At 63.5% G+C, this 20,022-nt stretch carries 18 protein-coding genes and 2 pseudogenes; 12 read left to right on the top strand and 8 right to left on the bottom strand.

Features of this window, described 5'->3' with window-relative positions; all coding sequences use genetic code 11:
- Window positions 1–26 precede the first annotated feature (26 nt).
- The gene (locus H143_RS0109725; protein ID WP_019938052.1) at window positions 27–1,868 is read left to right on the top strand and encodes a glucan biosynthesis protein G; all 1,842 of its coding nucleotides are present in this window, start codon (window positions 27–29) and stop codon (window positions 1,866–1,868) included.
- Entirely contained in the window at window positions 1,849–4,305 is a 2,457-nt protein-coding gene (mdoH, locus tag H143_RS0109720; protein WP_019938051.1) for a glucans biosynthesis glucosyltransferase MdoH, read from the top strand. The genes H143_RS0109725 and mdoH overlap by 20 nt, the downstream gene beginning before the upstream one ends.
- 72 nt (window positions 4,306–4,377) lie before the next feature.
- On the opposite strand, the gene H143_RS0109715 is transcribed toward mdoH, so the two are convergent.
- A complete protein-coding gene (locus H143_RS0109715; protein WP_019938050.1) occupies window positions 4,378–5,169 on the bottom strand; it encodes an alpha/beta fold hydrolase in 792 nt (263 codons plus the stop codon).
- Window positions 5,170–5,213: 44 nt separating this feature from the next.
- Window positions 5,214–5,615, bottom strand: coding sequence for a hypothetical protein (locus H143_RS0109710; protein ID WP_019938049.1), 402 nt, complete (start codon window positions 5,613–5,615; stop codon window positions 5,214–5,216).
- A 50-nt stretch (window positions 5,616–5,665) separates the two neighbouring features.
- On the opposite strand from H143_RS0109710, the gene H143_RS20365 reads away from it, so the two are divergent.
- The 3 genes from H143_RS20365 (at window position 5,666) to pyk (ending at window position 8,871) form a co-directional block, all read left to right on the top strand.
- Window positions 5,666–6,598, top strand: a complete 933-nt coding sequence (locus tag H143_RS20365) for a phosphoribosyltransferase family protein (RefSeq protein WP_019938048.1) — start codon at window positions 5,666–5,668, stop codon at window positions 6,596–6,598.
- 87 nt (window positions 6,599–6,685) lie between these two features.
- The gene (locus H143_RS22960; RefSeq protein WP_019938047.1) at window positions 6,686–7,432 is read left to right on the top strand and encodes a YkgJ family cysteine cluster protein; all 747 of its coding nucleotides are present in this window, start codon (window positions 6,686–6,688) and stop codon (window positions 7,430–7,432) included.
- The gene (pyk, locus tag H143_RS0109695; RefSeq protein WP_019938046.1) at window positions 7,429–8,871 is read left to right on the top strand and encodes a pyruvate kinase; all 1,443 of its coding nucleotides are present in this window, start codon (window positions 7,429–7,431) and stop codon (window positions 8,869–8,871) included. Before H143_RS22960 ends, pyk begins: the two co-directional genes overlap by 4 nt.
- 13 nt (window positions 8,872–8,884) lie before the next feature.
- Here the strand turns inward: pyk and H143_RS0109690 are convergent, their stop codons facing one another.
- Entirely contained in the window at window positions 8,885–9,517 is a 633-nt protein-coding gene (locus H143_RS0109690; RefSeq protein ID WP_019938045.1) for a trimeric intracellular cation channel family protein, read from the bottom strand.
- 32 nt (window positions 9,518–9,549) lie between these two features.
- Entirely contained in the window at window positions 9,550–10,101 is a 552-nt protein-coding gene (locus H143_RS0109685; protein WP_019938044.1) for an isochorismatase family protein, read from the bottom strand.
- 48 nt (window positions 10,102–10,149) lie between these two features.
- On the opposite strand from H143_RS0109685, the pseudogene H143_RS21385 reads away from it, so the two are divergent.
- The 3 genes and pseudogenes from H143_RS21385 to H143_RS0109670 all read left to right on the top strand — a co-directional run.
- Window positions 10,150–10,521 (top strand): annotated as a pseudogene (locus H143_RS21385) (isocitrate lyase/phosphoenolpyruvate mutase family protein); the annotation flags it as partial.
- An 89-nt stretch (window positions 10,522–10,610) separates the two neighbouring features.
- Window positions 10,611–12,152, top strand: coding sequence for an AlkA N-terminal domain-containing protein (locus H143_RS0109675; RefSeq protein ID WP_019938042.1), 1,542 nt, complete (start codon window positions 10,611–10,613; stop codon window positions 12,150–12,152).
- The gene (locus H143_RS0109670; RefSeq protein ID WP_019938041.1) at window positions 12,118–12,630 is read left to right on the top strand and encodes a DUF1697 domain-containing protein; all 513 of its coding nucleotides are present in this window, start codon (window positions 12,118–12,120) and stop codon (window positions 12,628–12,630) included. Before H143_RS0109675 ends, H143_RS0109670 begins: the two co-directional genes overlap by 35 nt.
- Before the next feature lie 41 nt (window positions 12,631–12,671).
- On the opposite strand, the gene H143_RS0109665 is transcribed toward H143_RS0109670, so the two are convergent.
- The 4 genes and pseudogenes from H143_RS0109665 to H143_RS23260 all read right to left on the bottom strand — a co-directional run.
- Entirely contained in the window at window positions 12,672–13,259 is a 588-nt protein-coding gene (locus H143_RS0109665) for a TMEM175 family protein (protein ID WP_019938040.1), read from the bottom strand.
- Window positions 13,260–13,440: 181 nt separating this feature from the next.
- Window positions 13,441–14,598, bottom strand: a complete 1,158-nt coding sequence (locus tag H143_RS0109660; protein WP_019938039.1) for an alpha/beta fold hydrolase — start codon at window positions 14,596–14,598, stop codon at window positions 13,441–13,443.
- A 21-nt stretch (window positions 14,599–14,619) separates the two neighbouring features.
- Window positions 14,620–17,097, bottom strand: a complete 2,478-nt coding sequence (locus H143_RS0109655) for a plasma-membrane proton-efflux P-type ATPase (RefSeq protein ID WP_019938038.1) — start codon at window positions 17,095–17,097, stop codon at window positions 14,620–14,622.
- Between the two features lie 94 nt (window positions 17,098–17,191).
- Window positions 17,192–17,395: pseudogene (locus tag H143_RS23260) on the bottom strand (SDR family oxidoreductase); the annotation flags it as partial.
- Between the two features lie 313 nt (window positions 17,396–17,708).
- Here H143_RS23260 and H143_RS0109645 point away from each other — a divergent pair.
- The 4 genes from H143_RS0109645 (at window position 17,709) to H143_RS0109630 (ending at window position 19,852) form a co-directional block, all read left to right on the top strand.
- Window positions 17,709–18,551, top strand: a complete 843-nt coding sequence (locus H143_RS0109645) for a PA4780 family RIO1-like protein kinase (protein WP_026349893.1) — start codon at window positions 17,709–17,711, stop codon at window positions 18,549–18,551.
- 99 nt (window positions 18,552–18,650) lie between these two features.
- Window positions 18,651–19,232 (top strand): RNA polymerase sigma factor, encoded by a 582-nt coding sequence (locus H143_RS0109640; RefSeq protein WP_019938035.1) that lies wholly within the window; start codon window positions 18,651–18,653, stop codon window positions 19,230–19,232.
- Window positions 19,233–19,244: 12 nt separating this feature from the next.
- Complete coding sequence (locus H143_RS0109635) at window positions 19,245–19,553, top strand: hypothetical protein (protein ID WP_026349892.1); 309 nt, start codon at window positions 19,245–19,247, stop codon at window positions 19,551–19,553.
- 2 nt (window positions 19,554–19,555) lie between these two features.
- Window positions 19,556–19,852 carry a 4Fe-4S dicluster domain-containing protein gene (locus H143_RS0109630; protein WP_026349891.1) on the top strand — a complete coding sequence of 99 codons (297 nt, stop codon included), beginning with the start codon at window positions 19,556–19,558 and terminating at the stop codon, window positions 19,850–19,852.
- Window positions 19,853–20,022: the final 170 nt, after the last annotated feature.

Below are 20,022 nucleotides of genomic sequence, written 5' to 3'. Positions count from 1 at the left end.
TTGTTTTTCGCAAAAGGCTCCACGCCGTGACCTTTTCCATTGCCCGCCGCATCCGCGGCAGTATTCCGATCGCCAGTCTTGTTTTCGCCGCCCTGCTGACCGGAACGGCCTACGCGCAATCGCAAGCTGCGCAGCCTCCCATGCCGCACGTTGATACCACCAATGCGCAGGTCATCCGCATCGAGGTCCCGCCCGAACCGGCCAAGCCGGCGGTCAAGCCCGAGTCGCCCAAGCCCAGACCCAGGCCGGTCGAGGCTAAGCGGACAGAGACCAAGCCCGCCCAGGCCAAGCCGCACCCCCAGACCGAGCACAAACCCGCAACCAAGCCCGCTGCGCGCAAGGCTGAATCGGAAGCCGCCAAACCCGCCGTCCACTTCGCCTTTTCCGAAGTGGAGAACATGGCCCACCACCTTGCCTCGGAACGCTACAGGCAGCCCACGCCCAACCTGCCCGAAAAACTGCAGGACCTGAAGTACGCCAATTACCAGAACGTGCAGTTCCGCGAAGACCGCTCGCACTGGCGTGACGACGATTCGCCCTTTCACCTCGGTTTCTACCCCGAGGGCATGCATTTCAATGTGCCCGTCCAGATCAACGAAGTCGACGAGCACGGCGCCGTGCATCCGATCAAGTTCGATCCGGACGATTTCAACTATGGCGACCTGAAGATCGACCCCAAGCTGCTCAAGGGCCTGGGTTTTGCCGGCTTCAAGATCCTGTACCCGGTCAACAGCGCGCTCAAGCCCAATGACGAGATGGCCTCGTTCCTGGGCGCCAGCTATTTCCGCGTGATCGGCCGCGGCATGACCTACGGCCTGTCGGCCCGCGGCCTGGCCATCGACACGGCGCTGCCTTCCGGCGAGGAATTTCCGGCATTTCGCAAGTTCTGGATCGTCAAGCCCGCCAAGAACGCCTCCGACATCATCGTCTACGCGCTGCTCGATTCGCCGCGCGCCAGCGGCGCCTATCGCTTCACCTTCCACCCTGGCATCGACACCGTGGTGGACGTGAAGGCGCGCATCTATCTGCGCGAACATGTCGGCCGCCTGGGCATCGCGCCGCTGACCAGCATGTTCCTGTACGGCTCCAACCAGCCGTCGCCCACGGTCAACTACCGGCCCGAGATGCACGATTCGGACGGGCTGGCCATGCATACGGGCAACGGCGAATGGCTGTGGCGTCCGCTGAACAATCCGAAGCGGCTGGCCGTCAGCGCCTTCGCCATGGAAAATCCGCGCGGCTTCGGCCTACTGCAGCGCGCGCGCAACTTCCACAACTACGAAGACCTCGACGACCACTACGAAAAACGTCCCAGCCTGTGGATCCAGCCCGTCGGCGACTGGGGCAAGGGCAGCGTGCAGCTGGTCGAGATCCCCACGCCCGACGAGACCAACGACAATATCGTGGCCTTCTGGGTGCCGGATGCGCAGCCCAAGCCCGGCGTGCCGCTGGACGTGCGCTACCGCATGACCTGGACGCTGAACAACCAGCGCATCCACGACACGCCGCTGGCCTGGGTCATGCAGACGCGCCGCTCGCGCGACGAAGTCAAGGGTCCGGACCTGATCCGCCGCAGCGACGGCAGCACGACCTTCATCGTCGACTTCGTCGGCCCCTCGCTGGAGAACCTGCCGGCCGACGCGACGGTCACCGCCAACGTCTGGTCCAACGAAAACGGCCAGATCGTCGAAAATTCGGTGCGCCCCAACCCCATTACGGGCGGGCGCAGGCTGACCCTGCGTGTGAACGTCAAGGATCCGGCCAAGCCGGTCGAAATGCGCGCCTCGCTCACCAGCGGCCAGACCACCCTGTCGGAAACCTGGTCCTATCAAATGCCGCCCAGCAGAAATGAGCCTGAAGCCAAGTGAGGCCGATCGCGGCCTGATCCACGGCTACATCCAGCACCTGCCCCTGCCCGAGGCCCAGCGCCAGGTACTGGAACGCCAGATCGAACAGGCCGTCTGCCGGGGCGAAGACCCCTGGACGGCGCTGCATGAAGCCATAGGCCAGCACGGCACGGTCACCGAACCGTCCATGGCCTCGGAAGGCCAGCGGCTCATGCTGGGCGTAGGCGCAGGCCCGCTGGCTGCGGGCGTCATGCACAGCGATGCCTCGGGTGCCGAGATCGCGGCCATGCCGCCGCACGCGCGCTCGTCCCTGGCGCCCGTGCCCTGGGTGACCAATCCGCTGGTGCGCATGTGGCGGCGCCTGCGCAACGGCCCGCCGCCCGCCCCGCCCATCACCCGCGCCATCTTGCGCGACGACGACGGCGCGCCCTGGCGCCGCGCCGGCAGCCGGCGCCGCCTGGTGCTGCTCGCGGGCGTGACCGCGCAGACCGCCGTGGCCACCTGGTATATGAAGGGCGTGCTGCCCTACCAGGGCGGCAATCTGCTGGAAATCCTGATCCTCATTCTTTTCGCGCTGCTGTTCGGCTGGGTCTCTTCCGGCTTCTGGACGGCCATGATGGGCTTTCTGCAGCTCATGATCGGCCGTGACCGCTACAGCATCTGCGCGCGCGGCCTGTCCGACGCGCCGCTGCCGGAGAAAGGCGCGCGCTGCGCCCTGGTCATGCCTATCTGCAACGAAGACGTCGCGCGCGTCTTCGCCGGCCTGCGCGCCACCTACGAATCGCTCGCCCGCACCGATTCGCTCAGCAATTTCGACGTCTTCGTGCTGTCGGACAGCTACAAAGCAGATATCTGCATCCAGGAGCAGAAGGCCTGGCTGCAACTGTGCAAGACAGTGGGCGGCTTCGGCCGCATTTTCTACCGCCGCCGCCGCCGCCGCGTCAAGCGCAAGAGCGGCAACATCGACGACTTCTGCCGCCGCTGGGGCGCGCACTATCAGTACATGGTGGTGCTGGACGCCGACAGCGTCATGACCGGCGAATGCCTCAAGTCGCTGGTGCAGCTGATGGAAGCCAACCCCACGGCCGGCATCATCCAGAGCGCGCCGCAAGCCAGCGGCATGGATACCCTCTACACGCGCATCCAGCAGTTCGCCACGCGCGTCTACGGCCCCCTGTTCACTGCGGGCATGCACTATTGGCAGTTGGGCGAGTCGCACTACTGGGGACACAACGCCATCATCCGCCTGGCGCCTTTCATGGAGCATTGCATTCTTGCGCCGCTGCCGGGCAAGGGTTCGTTCGCCGGCGCCATCCTGTCGCACGACTTCGTCGAGGCCGCGTTGATGCGCCGCGCCGGCTGGGGCGTCTGGATCGCCTACGATATGCCGGGCAGCTACGAAGAACTGCCGCCCAACCTGCTCGACGAGCTGCAGCGCGACCAGCGCTGGTGCCACGGCAACCTGATGAACTTCCGGCTGTTCCTGATCGACGGCTTTCACCCGGTGCACCGCGCGGTGTTTCTTACCGGGGTGATGTCGTACCTGTCAGCACCGCTGTGGTTCCTCTTCATGGTGCTGTCCACCGCGCTGCTGGCGGTGCACACGCTGACCGAGCCGCAATATTTCATCGAGCCGCGCCAGCTGTTCCCGATCTGGCCGCAATGGCATCCGGACAAGGCCATCGCACTGTTTTCCACCACGTTCGTGCTGCTTTTCCTGCCCAAGGTGCTGGCCCTGCTGCGGATCTGGTTCCGCGATCCGCAGGACTACGGCGGCCGCATCAAGGCGCTGCAGAGCATGCTGCTCGAAGTCGTGTTCTCGATGCTGCTCGCGCCCGTACGCATGATCTTTCACACCCGCTTCGTGGTGGCGGCCTACCTGGGCCTGAAGGCCAAGTGGGTCTCGCCCCACCGCGACGCGCAGGACACGCCCTGGGGCGAATCCATCCGCCGGCATGCCTCGCAGACCTTGCTGGGCATTGCCTGGGCCTCGCTGGTAGCCTGGCTCAACCCGATCTTCCTGACGTGGATGATTCCCATCCTGGCGGCCTGGCTGCTCATCATCCCGCTGTCGGTGTACTCCAGCCGGCTCGCTCCCGGCCTCAAGAGCATCCGGCACAACCTGTTTCGCATACCCGAAGAAACCCGCCCACCCCGGGAGCTGCAGGACACGCACCTGTACACGCATGCCGCGCGCGACCATCGCAACGAGGATCCCACCTTCGGCGACGCCGTTTGCGACCCGGTGGTCAATGCCATGGCCTGCGCCATGGGCACCGCCCGCCACCGTCCCGTTCCGGCCAACCTGGCCGCGCGCCGCGCGCTGGTCTACCAGGCCGCCGAGTATCTGGACGGCCTGTCGGAACCGCAGCGCCTGAAGCTGCTGGATGACCCCATCGCCATGGCGCAGTTGCATCGCCTGGCATGGATCAAGGGCGGGCCCGATGCAGCCCCCTGACCGCCGGCAGTCGCGCTAAGCAGGCAGCGAGGCCGGGCAGACCGGCCCCGCTGTTTTTGTGAAAACGGATTCCTACGCGAACGCCAGCAGTTTATCGGCCAGCTCCGCGGGGGCGCTGAGCATGGCGTCGTGCCCGGTCGCGATCTGGTCCCATGCCCAATCCTTACGTGTCCTGACGAAGTCGCGGCTGTCCTGCAGCGGCGCATAAATGGGATCGACACACTGGATGTAAACCTTGGGCAGCGTGCCGCCTGGCGGCCCCTGCAAGACCATGGGATCGGTAAAGGTCTTGAACGGATGCGGGGTGCAATGGCGCTCGATCAATGCCACCTGTTCGGGATCGAACACACCGAAGGCGCGCGCCGGGGGCACCGGCACCGTCAGCCCGTTGCTGGTTTCCATCGCCAGCCTGGTGCGTTTGGCGACGACGTCGGCGGGCAGGCCCGAGAAAGCCGACTCGCCGTTGGACAGCACCATCGCATCCAGGAAAACCAGCTGGCGTATACGCTGCGGCACGCGGTCGGCGGCACCGATGAGGGACAGTCCGCCGAAGCTGTGCCCCACGAGAATCGCATTGGACACGTCGTTGTGATCGAGCACGTCGACGAGGTCCTGAATGAATGTCTGAAGACCGGTCTGGGGCGTAAGCAGGTGGGCTCGCTCGCCGAGCCCGGTCAGTGTCGGCGTGAACACCCGATGGCCGTGCGTGCGCAATATCCGCGCGACAACATCCCAGCACCATCCGCCGTGCCAGGCGCCGTGAACGAGCACGTAGGTGCCGGATTTCGCGTCGGGCGTCGCTACGTCGGGCGTCGCTACCTCGGGCGCCGCGGCGCTGGCCGGATTGTTTGCTTGGTCGGACATTGCGAATCTCCTTTTCCGGGGCGCGTCGCGCAGCGCGGCAATCCTCAGGCATCGGCCAGCAGATCACGCTCGTTCAGCAACGCGTAGGCGATCTCGGGTCGGCGTTGCAGGCCGCGCCGTATGGCCGCCGGGATGGCCTGGCGCGTCTTGCTGCACAGCCCCGGCATGTCCTCGATGCGGATCTCGAAGCCGCGCATCGTGTGCACTTCGTTGGGACCCGGCGCGATACGCACCACCAGGCCCAAAAGGTCCTGCATCCTGACCTGCATACGCCGCAGTTCAGCCAGGGTTTCGACGCTTTCCAGACGCTCTACCAATTTGTTTTCTTCCGCCTTGGTCAACAGCAATACGCGCTGGTCCGCCCGCGGATCGGCCAGCAGCGTTTCGCGGCCGCAGGCGCAGGCGCCGGGCGGGCAGGCAGTACGTATAGGAAGACTAGAATGCATGGCTACGTGCACGAAAGACCAACATCGTAATCCAAACCGCATACCAGGCCATGCATCCCGCCCCCCACTTTCCCATCGGCACGCTCGTGGACCTCGGCGGCGAACGGCGCCGCTGGTTCTCGTACCAGGACATTGAGAACATCGCGCTGCACCATCGACGCGAAGTCATGGCCTGCCGCTACGACGCCATTGTCGGCCTGGCGCGCGGCGGTCTATACCTGGCCACCATGCTCAGCCAGATGACCGGCATCGCGCATGGCACAGCCTACTATGACAGAGCCGCCGGCACGGTGCGCTTGCACAACCTGCCGCCGCACCGCACCGCGCGCCTGCTGCTGGTGGAAGACGTGGCCGGCAAGGGCCATACGCTAGAGCGCGTCCGACATGCGCTGCAAGAGCGCGGCGCCCACGTGGATCTCATGGTGGTTTGCTGGGACGACCTGAGCCGGCACGTGCCCGACTATTACGGTGCCAAGCTGCAGGCAGGCGAGCGCTATCTCTTTGCCTGGGAGCGTTCGCAACTGGCCCCCACCTCGCCCGACCGTACCGGCCACGACGACCTGGCCTGCTGGCTCACCGCCTTCGACCTGGACGGGGTGTTCCTGGAAGACGTACCGGCGGCCTTGTACACCAGCGACCTGCAGGCCGCGCTGGCCGCGCGCGACCGCCTGCCGGCCCTGGCGCCGCATCCCGACTGGCGCAGCGGCGATCTCATCGTTTCAGGCCGGCTGGAAAAAGACCGCGACCGTACCGAAGCCTGGCTGGCCCGCCACGGACTGGCGCCGTCCCGCCTGCTGCTGCGGCCGTCACTGGACATCCCGGCAGCCGAATTCAAGCGCCGCGCGCTGGTCGAGCTGGGCATCACCGAATACATTGAAAGCGAGTTGGCGCAAGCCGAGCACATCGCCGGCCTGCCACACGTGGTGGTATGGCACTACGATTGCCATGCGCGGCGCAACCGGCGCATCTGCACTCCGGCCTGATCCGGCACGGGTACACCCTTGATGCAGTCAGCCGTGGCTTGACCCTAGAATGTGCCCCTGGTCTTCCGCCCCCACTCACGAGAAACCATGCAAGAACCGGTATTGACGATCGCACAGATCGAAAAGATTTTTGCCGCGAATCGTGAACAATCCGACGCGAAGGTCGCGCAAAGCGCATCCATCCTGCCCGAAGCGCTGCGTAAAGCTTATGAACAGGCCCTTGCCTATGCCCCCGGACAGGTGGAAAAAGTCCGGCAGCGGTTGGCTGAGGACCGCTCGACCCTGTCCGTACTGGTCAAGGCCACGCAGGACGAAAACCTGCCGCGCGAAACCCGCATGGCCTGGCTGCGCGAACTGACAGAGCGGCTGAACCAGATCGCGCAGCCCCTGTCTGCCTGCATGACCAGCCACTGTTCGCACTGCTGCTATACGCCCGTGACCATCACCCGCGTCGAAGCCGAACTGATCGGCAAGGCCATTGGCGTCGCTCCGGAAACGCCGCCGTCCCAGGTCAGCCCCGGACGCAACGAGACATCGGCCGCTTCGACCCGGCCCGATATGGGACACAGCTACGCCTGGCCCTGCCCGTTTCTCGCCGCGGAACCCAGCCTGCCTCCCGGCAAAGGCGGCAAATGCGCGATCTACGCGCATCGCCCCATGGTGTGCCGCAGTTGCCTGAGCATGGCCCCTTCCGACAAACTCTGCGAGCTCCAGCCCGACCACCTGGTTCCCATCCCGCTGTTCGACGCGCGCGTGCCGCATCTTCTGGCCGCGCAGATCGGTGAAATGGATGTCGCCGATATCCGCGATTTCTTCCCCAAAGGATTGTCATGACCGTACTGCGCCGTACCAAAATCGTCGCCACGCTGGGCCCGGCAACCTCGTCGCCTGAACGCATCGAAGCGCTGGTTCGCGCGGGCATGGATGTGGCCCGCCTGAACTTCTCGCACGGCAGCGCCGACGACCATCGCGAGCGCGCGCAGCGGGTGCGCGAAGCCGCCGCCAAATATGGACGTTTCGTGGCATTGATGGGCGATCTGCAAGGGCCGAAGATACGCATCGCGCGCTTTGCCCAGGACAAGGTAACGCTCAAGGTCGGCGCGGCCTTCACCTTGTCCAACAGCCACCCCCACGATGCGGGCAACGCCGATATCGTGGGCATCGAATACCCGGAACTGGTGCATGACTGCCGTCCCGGCGACGAGCTGCTGCTGGACGATGGCCGCGTGGTGCTGCGCGTGGACAGCGTGGGCGCGGACTGCGTGCACACCACCGTCACGATCGGCGGACCGCTGTCTAACAACAAAGGCATCAACCGCCGCGGCGGCGGCCTGTCGGCGCCCAGCCTGACCGACAAGGACCGCGCCGACATCAAGATCGTCGCCGATCTGCAGCTGGACTACGTGGCCGTGTCCTTTCCGCGCTACGGCTCGGATATCGACCAAGCGCGGGCGCTGGTGCGCGCCGCGGGCAGCCAGGCCTGGATCATCGCCAAGATCGAGCGAGCCGAAGCCGTAGCCGACGACGAGGCGCTGGACTCGCTGATACGCGCCAGCGACGGCGTCATGGTGGCACGCGGCGACCTGGGCGTCGAAGTGGGCGACGCGGAGCTGGTCGGCATCCAGAAGCGCATCATCCAGCACGCCCGCACCCTGGACAAGATGGTCATCACCGCCACGCAGATGATGGAGTCGATGATCTCCAGCCCCCTGCCCACGCGCGCCGAAGTTTCCGACGTGGCCAACGCGGTGCTGGACTACACCGACGCCGTCATGCTCTCGGCCGAAAGCGCTTCCGGGCAATACCCCATCGAGGCCGTCGAGGCCATGGCCCGCGTCTGCCTGGGCGCCGAGAAGAACCCCTCGACCACGCATTCGCACCATCGGCTGGAGGAAACCTTCTCGCGCTGCGATGAGACCATCGCACTGGCCGCGATGTACGCGGCCAATCACTTTCGCAGCGTCAAGGCCGTCATCGCCATGACCGAAAGCGGCCATACGCCGCTCATCATGTCGCGCATACGTTCGGGCATACCCATCTACTGCTACAGCCCGCACCCCGCCACGCAGAACCGCGTCGCGCTCTTTCGCGGGGTGTACACCGTGCCCTTCGATCCGGCCGCCTACGATCCGGCGCAACTGAGCGATGCGGCGATCGAGGAACTGAAGCAGCGCGGGCTGGTGCAAGCCGGCGATTGGGTCATACTGACCAAAGGGGACGTCTACCGGGACAGCGGCGGCACCAACGGCATGAAGATCCTGCCAGTGCAATGAGCCAGCCGGCGGGTCACCGCTTTGCGCCGTCTGCGAACACCGGCAGGCGCCAGCCGAAATACAGCGATGCGAGCCGCACCACGACGCACACGGCCGTGGCGAACCACGGCGTCCACCAGTCTATCCAGCCTACATAGATGAACCCCACCTGCACCGCCGCGCCCAGCAGCGCGGCCAGGGCGTAGATATCACGTTCAAGGATGGCGGGAACGCGCGAAAGAACCACGTCGCGCATCACGCCGCCGCCGACCGCACTCACCGTGCCCAGCAGAATTGCGAGTTCGACGCTCTGCCCGTACACCAGCGACTTCTCGGCGCCCGATACGGCAAACAGACCCAGCCCGATGGCATCGAAGAAAAGCACCGGCTGGCGCAGGCGCCGCACCTGCGGATAGGCAATGATCGTGAGCGCCGACGCCACCAGCGAAACCGCCAGGTAGTGCCAGTTCGAAAGCCCGACCGGGGGCGTCGCGCCGATACAGACATCGCGCACGATGCCCCCGCCGCAGGCCACCATGAACGCGACCGTCGCGATGCCGAACAGATCAAGCCGCCTCTGCCGCGCGGCGACCGCGCCGCTGACGGCAAACGCGAAGGTTCCGGTCAGGTCGAGAAAAGCATAGACCGCGTGGACATGGGGATGCACGATGCACTTCCTTTTACGCGCAAACCGGCGCGCTACTCGAAATCGACGTCCGCACTCTGGATCACCCCGCCCGAGCGCCCCGGCGCCCTTTGATTGCTCCAGTACAAATTGGTGTGATTGATCACCCCCTGCGGGTCGGGCACGCCTTCCTGCGTCCTGTCTATCGTCGTATGCGCATCGCCGACCAGGATGGCATCGTAGCCGCGCACAAGCGCGCCGTGCAGGGTCGAGCGCACGCACATGTCCGTCTCGGCGCCGGCCACGAAGAGCTTGCCCACGCCCAGCCTGGAGAACACCTGTTCAAGATCGGTGCCTTCGAATGCATCGCGGTAGCGCTTCTCGACGATCACCTCGTCCGGCGCGGGGGCCAGTTCGGCTGCGATCTCCCACGCCCGGCTGCCCGCTTTCAAATCCTCGTCGCCATGGCGGATCCAGACAACCGGCGCGCGCGCGCGCCGCGCGCGCTGGACCAGCGCGTTGACCGTGCCCAGCACCTGGTCGCGCCGATAGGCGTGTGCCACGACGCCGTTCTGAAGATCGATCACGACAAGCGCGGTATTGAGACGATCGATCTGCGTAGTCATGGCTGCAAGCCTGAAAGTTCGGGTCCCGGAATTTTAGTGTGAAATAGCGGATGGGCCGAGAACTTCGTGGCCGGCGTTCCCGATCTGGACGATGCGCTGACGCGCTTGAAGGCCTACGCGCACGCCGGGGCCGACTGCCTGTATGCGCCAGGGATCCAGACCCGTGAACAGATCGAGGCCGTGGTCGGGGCCGTGTCCCCCAAGCCGGTCAACGTCCTGGTCGGGAGCGTCTCGCCCTTTACGCTCGATGATCTCGCCGCCCTGGGCGTGCGCCGCGTCAGCGTCGGGGGAGGACTGGCGCGTTCGGCCTGGGGCGGCTTCATGGCCGCCGCGCAGGCTTTGGCCCAAGGCCGTTTCGACGGCTTTGCCAACGCGGCCTCGGGGGTCCACTTGAACGCGCTCTTGCTGGGCGATGCGTAAGGCTGTTTCCCCCATGCGCCCTCATGTCCGAAAATGGCGGGAAAAATGCGCGCATGACCGATAGAGTCCAGCCTATGGAGAAAACATCGATGGCCGACGACAATCGCGATGCCTGGTATGCCGCACTCAAGGCAAAGGATGCGAGATTCGACGGACGGTTCTTCGTCGCCGTGTCGTCGACGGGCATCTACTGCCGCCCGGTCTGCAGCGCAAAAGTCCCCAAGTTCGAGAACTGCTCGTTCCACCGGACGGCCGCGGCGGCAGAGCAGGCAGGCTACCGGCCCTGCCTGCTCTGCCGTCCGGAGCTGGCCCCGGGCAATGCGCCGATCGACGCTTCGGCATCGCTTGCCAGGCGCGCGGCCAGGCTGCTGGAGGACAACTGCGGCAGCGATAGCTCGCTGGAAGAACTTGCGCGCCGGCTCGGTTGCACCGACCGGCACCTGCGCCGGGTGTTCGCCGCCGAGTTCAGCGTCACGCCCATCCAGTACACGCAGACCTGCCGGCTGCTTCTGGCCAAGAACCTGCTGACCGACACCGAGCTGTCCGTCGTCGATGTGGCCATGGCCGCGGGTTTCGGCAGCCTCAGACGCTTTAACGCCCTATTCAAGCGCCAGTATCGGCTCGTGCCCTCGGCCCTACGCCGCCGCAAAGAAAAGCAGGTGGAATCGGCGGCGCAGATCAACCTGACGCTGAGCTACCGGCCTCCCTACCAATGGGACGCCATGCTTGCATTTCTGGCGTTGCGCGCCATACCTGGGGTGGAAGTCATCCAGGACGGCGCCTACGCCAGGGCCGTCGCCCTTGCCGGGCATGACGGCAAATCGCATTCGGGCTGGATCCGTGTGAAGCATCTGCCCAAAAAAAGAGCCCTGGACCTCGAGGTATCGGTGTCGCTGCTTCCCGTGCTTGCGCCGGTGCTGGCGCGCGTGCGGCACCTGTTCGACCTGGGCTGCGACCCCGCGGCCGTGCACGAGGGACTGAGCGCGATGAACAGCCTGGCGCCAGGCCTGCAGGTGCTCGGAACGCGGCTGCCCGGCAGCTTCGACCCCTTCGAAATGGCAGTCCGGGCGGTGCTCGGCCAGCAAATCACCGTCGGGGCCGCCCGCACTCTGACCGCCCGGGTCGTGGACCGCTACGGCACGCCCGTGCAGACCGCCATCCCAGGCCTGTCCCATGTATTCCCCTCCCCCGAGCGCATCCTCGCCCTGAACGGCGACATCGAGAGCCACATGGGCCCGCTGGGCATCATCAGAACGCGCGCGCGGACCCTACGCGCGCTGGCCCAGGCGTTGGCCGCGCAAGAGATCGGCTTCGGACCCGGCTCGCAGCCCGAACGCGAAATGCAGAAGCTGCTGGAACTACCGGGCATAGGCCCCTGGACCGCCCAGTACATCGCCCTGCGCGCAATGGCCTGGCCCGACGCCTTCCTGCCGACGGACATCGGGATTAAAAAAGCCCTGGCGCCCCGCACTCCCAAGCAAATCAGCACACTGGCCCAGACATGGAGCCCGTGGCGCAGCTACGCCACGATCAATCTATGGAACTGCCTGCATCAGCCACTTGCTGCGACCCACGCGCCAAGAAAGGAAAAACACCATGACCGCCTATGTCGCCCTGCTGCGCGCCGTTAACGTCGGCGGAACGGGCAAGCTGCCCATGAGCGAACTCAAGGCTCAGTGCGAAGCCCTGGGTTTTTCCAACGTCCGCACCTACATCGCCAGCGGCAATGTGGTCTTTCACGCCCAGGCCAGCGCCGACGCGATCAAGGCGGCGCTGGCTGCGGCCCTGCACGACTATGCCGGCAAACCGGTCGGCGTCGTGGTGCGCACTGCCGCGGAAATGGCCGCGGTGCTCGATGCCAATCCGTTCGCGCGCGAGGCGCCCAACCGCACCGTTGCCATCTTCCTGGACAAGGCGCCGCCCGAGGACCTGATCGAGAGCATCTCGGGCCGCAACGACGAGAAGGTCGCCCCCGGCAAGCGCGAGATCTATGTCCACTACGGCCAAGGCATGGCGAATTCGAAGCTGAAGATACCCGCCGCGCGCGACGGCACGGCCCGCAACATCAACACCATCGCCACGCTGGCGCAGTGGGCGGCGCAGACGTAGCGGCACAGCGGCGAGCCTGGGCAAAGCGGCCAGGCGCGCGTTCAGTTGCGCTCGAACGTCCTGAGAAAACGTTCGACCCGGCGGTCGGGAATGATCCACAGCGCGGCCACCAGGGCATACAGCAGATAGGACACCATCGGCGCCACAAAGGCCAGCGCAATGCCGGCCAGGTAGAGCAAGGGCGAGACCTTGCTCTTGCAGTCGGCACCCAAGGCCTGCTTCATCACTGACGCCTCGCCCTGCGCACGCATGATGGTGGCCTGGAACACGTTCCAGGCGAGCGCGGTAGCCAATAGCGAGGCGCCGTACAGCGCCGTGGGCAGCGGCGCAAAGCCGTGCTCTCCAGCCCATGCCGTGGTGAACGGCACCAACGACAGAAAGAACAGCAGGCCGAGATTGGCCCAGAGGATGCCGCCCGTGACCTCGCGGATCAGGTGGGCGAAGTGATGGTGGTTGTTCCAGTAGATACCGACGTAGATATAGCTCAGAACATAGGACATGAAGACCGGCCACAGCGCGAACAAGGCCTGAAACGTCACGTCATGCGGAGGATGCATTTCCAGCACCATGATGGTGATGATGACCGCCACGACGCCGTCGGTAAATGCCTGCAGTCTTTCCGATTTCATACCTGGAATTCCTGGAAAACCTCGTTGCAGATCATCGCATATTCATGGAGAAACAATAAACATGCGCTGATCCATTCCATGCCCGAGTCACGTCAATCGCGATTCCGCACTTTTCTCCCCACGCGGATCGGTTGGAGCGCATTACATTTTTGGGCTGCAAGGCCCGATAGCCGAGGAACAATTACCGCGCAATCCATCGAGCGATGTCGGGCCAATATTCTTTGAGCGTACGCGCGCCCATGAACAAGCCTATGTGCCCTCCAGGCACCGTCTTCGAAACAACCCGATGCGCAGATGTCCCGACGTACTTACGTGTGTCCAGAACCTGCTCAGGCGTCGTAATATCGTCCGCGGCACCGGCGAGCAAATAAACCGGGCATTTTATGTCGCGCAGGCTGAGCTTGCGGCCAAGCCCGACGAACTCGCCTTTGACCAGCCGGTTTTCCTGAAATAGCTGCCTGATCGCCTGCAAATACCAACGCCCGGGCAAATCGATCGGATTTTCATACCAGCTCTCGAATGCCTCCTCCTTCGCAAGATACCCCGGGTCGTCGATATGCTCGTAAAGATCGATCTGGTCCTGCACATAATGCTCGACGGGGTGCATGTTCTTCCACCCTTGCAGCATGAATCGGCCTTCCATCAGACCGCTTCCCAGCGCCACGAGTTCCTCGTAAAACGACAAGGGAGATTCATGCACCAGGCGCCGGATCGGGCCGTTGCCGGCATCGGTATCAATCGGCGAGCCCGCAAGAACCAGCGCGTTGACCTTGTCGGGAAAACGCGATGCGATCATCGCCGAGGTCCATCCACCCTGGCACAGCCCCACGAGATTGACTCGCCCGCCCAGATCGTCGATTGCGACAACAAGTTCCGCAAGATAGTTGTCAATTTCCAGATCTTTCATGTCGATCGTCGCCGACTTCCAGTCGGTCAGCGCCACATGGCCGACACCGTTGGCCAGCAGCGTTTCGATAAGACTTTGTCCTGCCTGATAGTCGGCGATCATGGCCGTGTGGCCAGCGTATGGCGCATTCACCAATGTCGGAATGCCAGACCCTGGCGAGCCATAATCGCGCAACGTCATGGTGCGCAAATCCAGACGAACCTGGTTCGGCGTTGCGAGCTTGGGGCGCAACTGCCCGTGGATCTTGACCTCCTCGCCAATGAACTTGAGATTCTTTGCATAAAGCTCGCGCTCCTGGTCGATCAGCGCTTTGGCCATCACCATCGGCCAGAAGGCGGGCACGCTCAGAAGCGAGATCTCGGAAGACTTGACGGAGGATTTTTTTGGCATGACTGTGTACTTTCGATCGACGCGCCGGCACAGTGCCAGCATGAATATCTATGCAAGGCCCCGTCAGCGCAGCTTTGTCGAGTGGGGTGTCAAGCGTTGCTCCACGCGAGTCAAATGACGGGACTGAAGAGCCGCGCGATAGTCCAGGAGCTTGTACACCCCGATCTTGAGCGCACTCGCGATACCGAACGAGACCAGGGCATAAGCCCAAACAAGCAACGCATACCCCCAGCCGGTTGGCGCCATGAACCAGCCGTACACGACGACCAACGTACCGACGACCTGGGTCATTTCACAAGGCACGACAAGCTTCAGGCTTGGCCAGGGGCGTTGCCAGACCAGGCCTTTATTGCGCGTCAGATAGATCGTCATGTGGCCCGACACGAGCAATTTCAGAAAGATTAATGCCTGCACGAGCGGCAGCGGCAAGGCGAGGTAGTCGCGCACGATCCAGAACAGCACAAAGCTCTCAAGCACGCCGTAGATACCCAGCGCTGTGGCAATGGTCAATACCTTTGCCATGTCCCACCGTACGGGCCTCATCGCAAAGGGTGCATTGTCGTAAGCGATCATCATGATCGGCAAATCGTTGAGCAGCGCGAGCAGCACGACCATGATCGCCGTGACCGGATAGAAGTTAAAAAGCAGGATGCTTGCCGTCATGAAAAGCAGCAGGCGGATTGTTTCCGCGATGCGATAGATCGCATAACTGGTCATGCGCTCGAAGATCTGGCGCGCCTCCTTTATGGCCGTCGTGATCACCGACAAACCCGGCGCGGTCAACACCAGGTCCGCCGCAGCACGCGCCGCGTCGGTCGCCCCGCTTACCGCGATACCGACGTCAGCCTGCTTCAACGCCGGAGCGTCGTTCACGCCATCGCCGGTCATTCCGACTATGTGGCCGGCGCCTTGCAGCGCCCTGACGATCTTGAACTTGTGTTCCGGAAAAACACGCGCAAACCCGTCCGCGGCGACGATACGCTCAAGCTGTTCGCTCTCGTTTTCGTGCTCGAACACCGAATCGGCCACAACGATGTTCTGCCCCAGCTTGAGCTGGCCCGCTATCTCCTTTGCAATCGCTTCGTGGTCGCCCGTCACCATTTTGACGTCGACGCCCATTTCCCGGGCTATGGCGATTGTCTGTGCACAATCGTCACGCGGCGGATCGGACAAGGGAATCAGCCCCAAGTAACGCCATTCACCCGAGTCGTCGGTCTGGGCAACACCCAAGGTGCGAAAACCTCTGGACGCGGCCCGTTCGATGCTTGCCGCAATCGCGCGTCGTGCGTTGTCGGCGGGATGGCAAAGGTCGACGATGACCTGCGGTGCGCCCTTGGTGACCTTGAAGCGGCGGCCCTCGTATTCGACCTGCGCCTGGGCTCGTTTGGCGACCGGATCGAAGGGCTGAAAGCTTTCTATCGTGTACTGCTTCGTGGACATTGAGGATGGCATGCCGGCGAAGATGGCCGCGTCGATGGCGTCGGGCGCGTCGCGGCGCGAGGCGAGCGCCGCCGCCAACAAGACGGCCTCTGACTCGACTGCCTGAGCGGGCTCTATCTCCCCGAGCTTGAGTTCGTTCTTGGTCAGCGTGCCGGTTTTGTCGCTGCACAGCACGTCCATGCCGGCCATTTCTTCGATGGCGACCAGACGCGAGACAATCGCTTTCAATGCCGCAAGTCGTTCGGCACCGATCGCCATGGTCACCGAGAGCACCGCCGGCAATGCGACAGGAATGGAAGCGATGGTCAATATGAGTGCAAACTGAATGGTTTCAACCAACGGGTCGCGACGAAACAACGCGGCCAGTCCGATCACCAGCACCAAACCGATCGTCATCATGATCAGAAAGTTGCCAATGCGCAGCACTGCGCGCTGAAAGTGGGAGATGTTTCCGGCCTGCTCGACAAGGCTGGCGGTTTTTCCGAAATAGGTGTTCATTCCGGTTGCCGTCACCTCGCCGCTCATTTCGCCCTGCTTCGCGACGGATCCGGAATAGGCGTCGTCGCCGACTTTTTTGTCCACAGGCAGTGACTCGCCTGTCAACGCGGCCTGGTCGACACTCAGATAGGCGCCCCCCACAAGCTTCAGATCGGCCGGTATTACATTGCCGAGCTTGACAAGCACCAAGTCGCCTGGAACGAGCAAACGCGCCTGAACGTCCTTCCAGACGCCGTCGCGACGAACCCGCGCCTGCAGCGCGAGTCGCCGCTTGAGCAGGGCGATCGCATTGTCGGCTTTGAACTCCTGCCAAAACCCGACCCCCGCATTAACAAACAGCATCGCCAGGATGATTGCGAGATCAGCCCAATGCTGCAAAAAACCCGAGAGCAACGCGGCGATCTCGATCATCCACGGAATGGGTCCCCAAAAAAAGCGAGCGAGTCGTCCAAACAAGGTTACATGATGCTCGATGAGCACGTTTTCACCATATTGGGCAAGCCGCCTGGCCGCCTCGGCCTCGGTCAGCCCTTGGACTTGCGGGCCAATCGAAGTCTTGGTCTCGATCCCGTGCTCTTGCTGCGCCGCCTGTTCCTGCGTCATGTCAATTCCTCCCATGAGAGCCATTTCACCGCGCCCGGCCGGGACGCGATCCAGGATCAAAGCGATTCATCCCCAAGCCATCGACAGATTGCCGTCAGCCGGCTGAGTGGTAGCGACGGTCGATGAATTCGATATTGCCGGTCAAAGCGGCGGCCGTGTTGCGGTCAAGACATGCGGCAACATTGCCGACGTCCTCGATATCGGCCAGTTGGTGCCTCGGCGCGCGCTACCGCGTTCGTTCCAGCAGTTCGTCGAAGCGGCCGTTGCCCAACGCGGCATGTGTTTTCAGAGGCCCCGGGCGAAAGCGCGTGCCCTCATATGCGCCTGGCGGCCAGGAAACTATCGATCCATTTGACTATTCGGTAGTTGACCCAGGTCAAAGATATCCGGCGGGCGAGAGCCGATTGCCCATCTCTGTCGATTCCACCGTCGGATACGGCGGATATAGGGTCTATGCGTTCACGAAAGATCGCCCGGAATTCAATTGTTTGCAAGATAACGCGCATCAGGCCTTTCAGGTCTACGTGCACCTAGCCTCTATAATCGTGCATGAACTATTTTCCCCACCACTCCGGCCGTTCGTGCGCGAACCGGCCTTTGCCGGAAACCGCGTGAAGACGCCCAAGCGGCTCATGCCGCTGCTCCAGGAAGGTCTCATCGACGAAGTACTCGGTCAACTGATGAGCGGCAAAGAGGCCACGGTATACACAGTGCGCTGCGGCGAGTCCGTGCGTTGCGCCAAGGTCTACAAAGACGTAAAGCAGCGCAGCTTCCGGCAGGCCGCGTCGTATCTGGACGGCCGCAAGGTCAAAAACAGCCGCGAAGCGCGCGCCCTGGAAAAAGGCACCCGTTACGGCCGCCAGGTGCAGGAAAAACTCTGGCAGACGGCCGAGGTCGATGCCTTGTTCCTGCTGGCCAACGCCGGCGTGCGCGTGCCGCAGCCCTACATCTGCACCGACGGTGTGCTGCTGATGGAACTGGTCACCGACGAGGCCGGCGACGTCGCGCCCCGGCTGGGCGATGCGCCAATGACCGAGACCCTGGCCCTGGATCTGCATGCCCGGCTGCTCGATCAGGTGGTGCGCATGCTGTGCGCCGGGCTGATCCACGGCGATCTTTCGGAATACAACATTCTGCTGGCCGCCGACGGCCCCGTCATCATCGACCTGCCGCAGGCCGTCAACGCCGCCGGCAACCTCGAGGCCCGCGCGATGCTCGAGCGCGATGTAGACAACCTCAAAATCTTCTTCGGCCAGACCGCGCCCCCGCTTCTCACCACCCATTACGGCAAAGAGATATGGGAGCTGTTCGAGCGCGGCGGACTGCACGTCGGTGTGGCCTTGACCGGGCACGTCGAGATCGACACGAGTCCCGTGGCGCTCGATGCGTTGCTGGACGACATCGAAGACGCACGGCTTGAGATGGAAGCGGCGCTTACCCGGTCGGTGGATTAAGCCGTGAAGTAGGCGGGCGCTGCGCAGGCAATCGGCTGGCCAAGGAAAGATTTCCCACGCTCGCCACAATATTCGCGTTCCTGAAACGTCTTCAGGCACATGGAACCGCCGCCCACCTCGCACACGACGATCGACCGAGACAGCGACATCACCGCGACCGTGGTGCGTGAGCGGGCAAGGCTCGTCAATTTCATCCGGCGCCGAATACGCGACCCTGAAGATGCCGAAGATATCCTGCAGGATGTCTTTCACGAATTTGTGCAGGCCTACCGGCTTCCCTCGCCGATAGAGCAGGCGAGCGCGTGGCTTTTCCGTGCTGCGCGCAATCGCATCATCGACCGTTTCCGCAAAAAGAGAGAACAGCCTCTGGCGGATCTGCCGCAGGCCGATGACGATGCCAGCAACGAGTATCGCCTGGACCTCATCCTGCCGGCATACGACACGGGCCCGGAAGCCGTCTACGCCCGAACCTTATTGCTCAAGACCTTGCAGGACGCGCTCGATGAGTTGCCGGCCAATCAACGCGAGGTATTCGTCGCGCACGAACTGGAAGGCCGGTCCTTCAAAGACATGGCGAGCGAAAGCGGGGTCGCGCTCAATACGCTGCTCGCACGCAAACGCTACGCAGTCTTGCATCTGCGAGCCCGGCTGCAAACCATTTATGACGATCTGGATATTTAAAGGAGCCGACAGATGAATTGTCGAATCAAGTGTGCAAGTAAAGCGCTGCTCATGGTGGTCGCCATCGGCGTGCTCGGGTGGTTGGTGATGATGCTATGGAACTGGGTGATCCCGGCCCTGTTCGTCGGCGTCCATACGATCGACTTCATGCATGCGCTGGGCCTGCTGGTGCTGAGCCGCATCCTGTTCGGCGGTTTCCGAGGACACGGCGGCTGGCACGGACGGCGCCACTGGCGCAAATGGGAAGCCATGACGCCCGAAGAACGGGAGCATTTCCAGACGGCATGGCGATCGGGCCGCGACCGGCGCGCGGGAGAATGAACATGCGCGATGGGTCCACGTCCGACTGCAAACAGAAGCCGGGCGTGATTGCGCCGGTCATCGACTTAAAGCGTTGCGAAGGCAAGGGCGGTTGCCTGGAAGTCTGCCCCGAGAACGTGTTCGAGATCCGGCGCATCGCCCAGGACGATTATCTCGGACTCGATTTGATGCATCGCCTCAAGCTGCGCGTGCATGGAATGAAAGTTGCCTACACGCCGAACGCGAACGCCTGCCGCTCGTGCGGCCTTTGCGTGACGGCGTGCCCTGAGCGCGCGATCAAACTGATCAGGGCAGCATAGGGCCGAATGTCTTCGCTGATGGCGCAAGAGAACTGCGCAAGGCAAAATCCGGGAGCGGCCTGTTACTCGGCCGAACGTCTGATGTGCACCCAAGATTGAGGATTTTCTAGAATCGACGGCTTAGAAGCCCTCTTGAGGGGAGTGCTACAGCACTGAATTGAAGAGCGCGA

The sequence above is a fragment of the Bordetella sp. FB-8 genome (genome assembly GCF_000382185.1).
Classification (GTDB): Bacteria; Pseudomonadota; Gammaproteobacteria; order Burkholderiales; family Burkholderiaceae_B; genus Bordetella.
Note: the sequence above shows the minus strand (reverse complement) of the source record. Positions and strands in the feature narration are given on the sequence as shown.

Coding starts and splice junctions, on each gene's coding strand:
- H143_RS0109670 (WP_019938041.1), top strand. CDS start 12,118: ATGACCGCCTATGTCGCCCTGCTGCGCGCCGTTAACGTCGGCGGAACG.
- H143_RS0109715 (WP_019938050.1), bottom strand. CDS start 5,169: ATGTCCGACCAAGCAAACAATCCGGCCAGCGCCGCGGCGCCCGAGGTA.
- H143_RS0109635 (WP_026349892.1), top strand. CDS start 19,245: ATGAATTGTCGAATCAAGTGTGCAAGTAAAGCGCTGCTCATGGTGGTC.
- pyk (WP_019938046.1), top strand. CDS start 7,429: ATGACCGTACTGCGCCGTACCAAAATCGTCGCCACGCTGGGCCCGGCA.
- H143_RS0109655 (WP_019938038.1), bottom strand. CDS start 17,097: ATGACGCAGGAACAGGCGGCGCAGCAAGAGCACGGGATCGAGACCAAG.
- H143_RS20365 (WP_019938048.1), top strand. CDS start 5,666: ATGCATCCCGCCCCCCACTTTCCCATCGGCACGCTCGTGGACCTCGGC.
- H143_RS0109710 (WP_019938049.1), bottom strand. CDS start 5,615: ATGCATTCTAGTCTTCCTATACGTACTGCCTGCCCGCCCGGCGCCTGC.
- H143_RS0109685 (WP_019938044.1), bottom strand. CDS start 10,101: ATGACTACGCAGATCGATCGTCTCAATACCGCGCTTGTCGTGATCGAT.
- H143_RS0109675 (WP_019938042.1), top strand. CDS start 10,611: ATGGCCGACGACAATCGCGATGCCTGGTATGCCGCACTCAAGGCAAAG.
- H143_RS0109640 (WP_019938035.1), top strand. CDS start 18,651: ATGGAACCGCCGCCCACCTCGCACACGACGATCGACCGAGACAGCGAC.
- mdoH (WP_019938051.1), top strand. CDS start 1,849: ATGAGCCTGAAGCCAAGTGAGGCCGATCGCGGCCTGATCCACGGCTAC.
- H143_RS22960 (WP_019938047.1), top strand. CDS start 6,686: ATGCAAGAACCGGTATTGACGATCGCACAGATCGAAAAGATTTTTGCC.
- H143_RS0109630 (WP_026349891.1), top strand. CDS start 19,556: ATGCGCGATGGGTCCACGTCCGACTGCAAACAGAAGCCGGGCGTGATT.
- H143_RS0109665 (WP_019938040.1), bottom strand. CDS start 13,259: ATGAAATCGGAAAGACTGCAGGCATTTACCGACGGCGTCGTGGCGGTC.
- H143_RS0109660 (WP_019938039.1), bottom strand. CDS start 14,598: ATGCTGGCACTGTGCCGGCGCGTCGATCGAAAGTACACAGTCATGCCA.